The following is a 2,994-nucleotide window of genomic DNA, read 5'->3' on the forward strand; positions in this document are numbered from 1 at the left end:
CTCCCGCTGAGGCCTTCAACGAGCAGCTATTGTTGCTCCAACAAGCCGGTGTTGCATCGACTGGTTGAGCCCGGTCAGTATCGAGCGATCCGTTACACCGAACGATTGGCTGAGGCTGATGCGGTGACTTCTGTTGGCTCTAAGGGTGATTCATACGACAATGCGATGGCTGAGGCGTTCAACTCTCTGTTCAAAGCCGAGTGCATCCGTAACCCAGTCATGCGCCCGAGAGGCGGCTGGCGCAGGGTCGGCGAAGTCGAGATCGCCGTCGCCGAGTACATCGACTGGTTCAACCACCGCCGCCTGCACGGCGAGATCGGACACGTCCCACCCGTCGAGTACAAGACCACCTACTGGTCGACCCACCCGGTCACCAGCTACCGTGAGAACCCGGTCCCGGCAAACGCTGGAACCAAGTAAACGAGCCCCCAGCAAACCCGGGGCGATTCAATTCACCAATCTTGGTGATCATCGACAGTCGTCGTCGTGACGATGGCTACCCATGTCCGCAGGTACTTAAACTGGTAACGAGACGTGTTGAAGTAGGACGAGTTACCCCATAGCTGACCGTGGAACGGTTGGCGGCAGTGGCGATCGGCTGGCACGCGCGACTGCGGGGCAGCTGCGCCTTGTAATTCACACGCGTCGCAGCAGTGCCGGGCTCGGGGGAGCTGGAAAGATGTAGTGATGGCGCGCGTCGAGTGGACCCGACAGAGCGGTGAAGACGTTGAAGCAGTCGTCGCAATGCTGTTGTGCACTGAGTACCCGAATGCGTGGCGGATCCGGCCGGGCCGAGGCGACGGCGGAGTAGACGTCTTCGTTCCGCTGTCCGACGATCGCGCGCTACGAGACGTGTACCAGGTCAAGAAGTTTGCCTCGAACTTGACCAGCTCGCAGAAGCGGAAGATCAGGGCATCGTTCGACGAGTTGCTGAAGTCTGCTGAGGCCGAGCAGTGGGAGATCTCGTCGTGGTCTCTTGTGCTGCCCCTCGATCCCACACCGGTGAATGAGGCATGGTTTGGCCAGATGACGGCCGACGTCGTTTTTCCGTGCCGTTGGGTGGGTCTGAACCGCCTTGATCTGTTCGCGGCTCAGAATCCGATGGTCATCGACTACTACCTCCGTGACGGCAAAGACCGGTTACAGCAGCAGACAGATTTGCTCGCCAGCGTCATCGCTCGACGAGCGGACCGTACTCCCGGCGAGGCCTTGCAACCGCTGGACGTTCGTTCGGACCTGATGGAGATCTACAAGGCAATCAATGCCTACGATCCGCACTACCGATACGAGCTGTCCATGACCGCGTCACCGCCCGACGGGTCCGAAGCAAACCGACCGGGCATGGTTGCACAGGTGGCGTACGGGTCGCCGGACGGCTGGTTATTGATAGCCATCTTTGCCCGGAGTTTGGCGGCCCTTGAGGAGCGTCCGATCACGGGCGAGTACAGCGTAAAGATCGACGAAGGCAGCGACCTCGATACGGAGTACCGCCGCTACCACGAGTTCGGCACACCAGTTTCGCTGCCGAGAGGCTCAGTGAACGTCCGCCTGTCACTCCCAGGTGGACTGGGAATCTTGGACAGCGATGACATCGACGTGGAGCTGTCCGTATCGCCCTCGGAGACTGCACCTGACGAACGCACGGAAACCGAATTGGTCGTCGCCGTGCTTTCACCTGATGAGAGCACGCTTGCGGAGCTAGAAGTGCGGCTGGTTGAGCGCACACGGGGACCCGCTGGGGGGACGCGCACAGTCTGGGAGGGCCCATCTGGATTCGTGCGTCTCGAAATTCTCGCAAGTGACTACCCCAACCTGACGGTCAATATGCAAGTGACCACAGACCCGGCTGGGCGCCGGCCTGCCGACATCGTTGACAGTCTCGAGTTCATCGCAAATCTGCACGACCCGAACACGCTGGGGGTATCTACCGCTTACGGCCCGCGTCAGTTCTCAGCCATTTCGACGTCCACAACCGGAAGGGAACGCGACATGAGTGTGGTTCGTCTAGCGAAGATTGCGCGCGCATTGGTGACCATCCAACAGCACACCAACAAACGTATCCTCTTCCCATCCAGCTACACCGGAGACCAGGCACGTGAAATGATAGACGTAGCGAAGCTCCTTTCAGGAGAGGCAATTTCCTTCACATGGCCAGAGATCAGGGTGGACCTGGAACCAGACCAAGACTTTCCTTTTCAGGTCAGTGACGAAGCCATGTTCCGCCTGGTGCAGGCGCTTGAGATATCGCTGGACTCGGGGCGTCTAGAGGTAGGCAAGCGCATGGCTATCATTCAGGGCCGAATCACCGAACTAACGGCTACGCGACTCGTCGCAGTTCCCACGGGCGATGACCGTGCACAGATGCTGCGGTTCGATGGTGACGAGCAACCTGGGCGAGTTCAGACGCGCGAGGTCCCGAGAACCACTAATCCTCATTAACTTGGCGAGTAGCTGGCATCGCTCTCTCCTCTCTCGTCATCGCGGCGGCGACGGATTAGCCGGTTGAGCATGGCCTGATCCCGGAGCATCCGCTGTGGGATAGGCGCTGGAAGCGACACCAGATCAAGAAACTCGCGCAGCGAGACCGGAACCGGAGTCGGCTGTTTAGTCCATCCACCGAACAGGTCCGCGATATCCCGAGTGGGCGTTGAGAGGGTCTCTCCGAGTCCCTCAAATATCGTGAGATCGCTGATCCGTAAAGGTACCGGCGCTCGTGGCAGGTCCCCGATAACCGGTCCAGGCAGTTCTAGAGCCAGTATCTTCTTGCAGTCGGTCAGTCGATCTCGCAGCCCACGGGGTGATGCTGGTGGGTGCATCCGGCAGCGTACTCGGCCGGGGTTCGATAGCCCAGTGCCGAATGCCGGTGTCGGTGGTTGTGGTCGGCCTTGAAGTCGCCGATGACCACCTGGGCCTCCAACAGGGTGGGCCAGCAGTTGCGGTTCAAACACTCGTCACGCAGCCGGTTGTTGAACGACTCGATGAACCCGTTGTTCC

Annotated in this window: 2 protein-coding genes and 1 pseudogene; 2 read left to right on the top strand and 1 reads right to left on the bottom strand. The window is 59.9% G+C overall.

The window, feature by feature from the left end; translation table 11 throughout:
* Positions 1-75: 75 nt before the first annotated feature.
* Together A5785_RS13720 and A5785_RS13725 are read left to right on the top strand one after the other, a co-directional pair.
* A pseudogene (locus tag A5785_RS13720) lies at positions 76-420 on the top strand (integrase core domain-containing protein); the annotation flags it as partial.
* Between the two features lie 267 nt (positions 421-687).
* Positions 688-2,439 (top strand): hypothetical protein, encoded by a 1,752-nt coding sequence (locus A5785_RS13725; protein ID WP_156528051.1) that lies wholly within the window; start codon positions 688-690, stop codon positions 2,437-2,439.
* A gap of 334 nt (positions 2,440-2,773) precedes the next feature.
* Here the strand turns inward: A5785_RS13725 and A5785_RS13730 are convergent.
* On the bottom strand, positions 2,774-2,994 hold a 221-nt coding region (locus A5785_RS13730), incomplete at its 5' end, for an integrase core domain-containing protein (protein ID WP_156528053.1).

The sequence above is a fragment of the Gordonia sp. 852002-50395_SCH5434458 genome, from assembly GCF_001665905.1.
GTDB lineage: Bacteria > Actinomycetota > Actinomycetes > Mycobacteriales > Mycobacteriaceae > Gordonia > Gordonia jacobaea.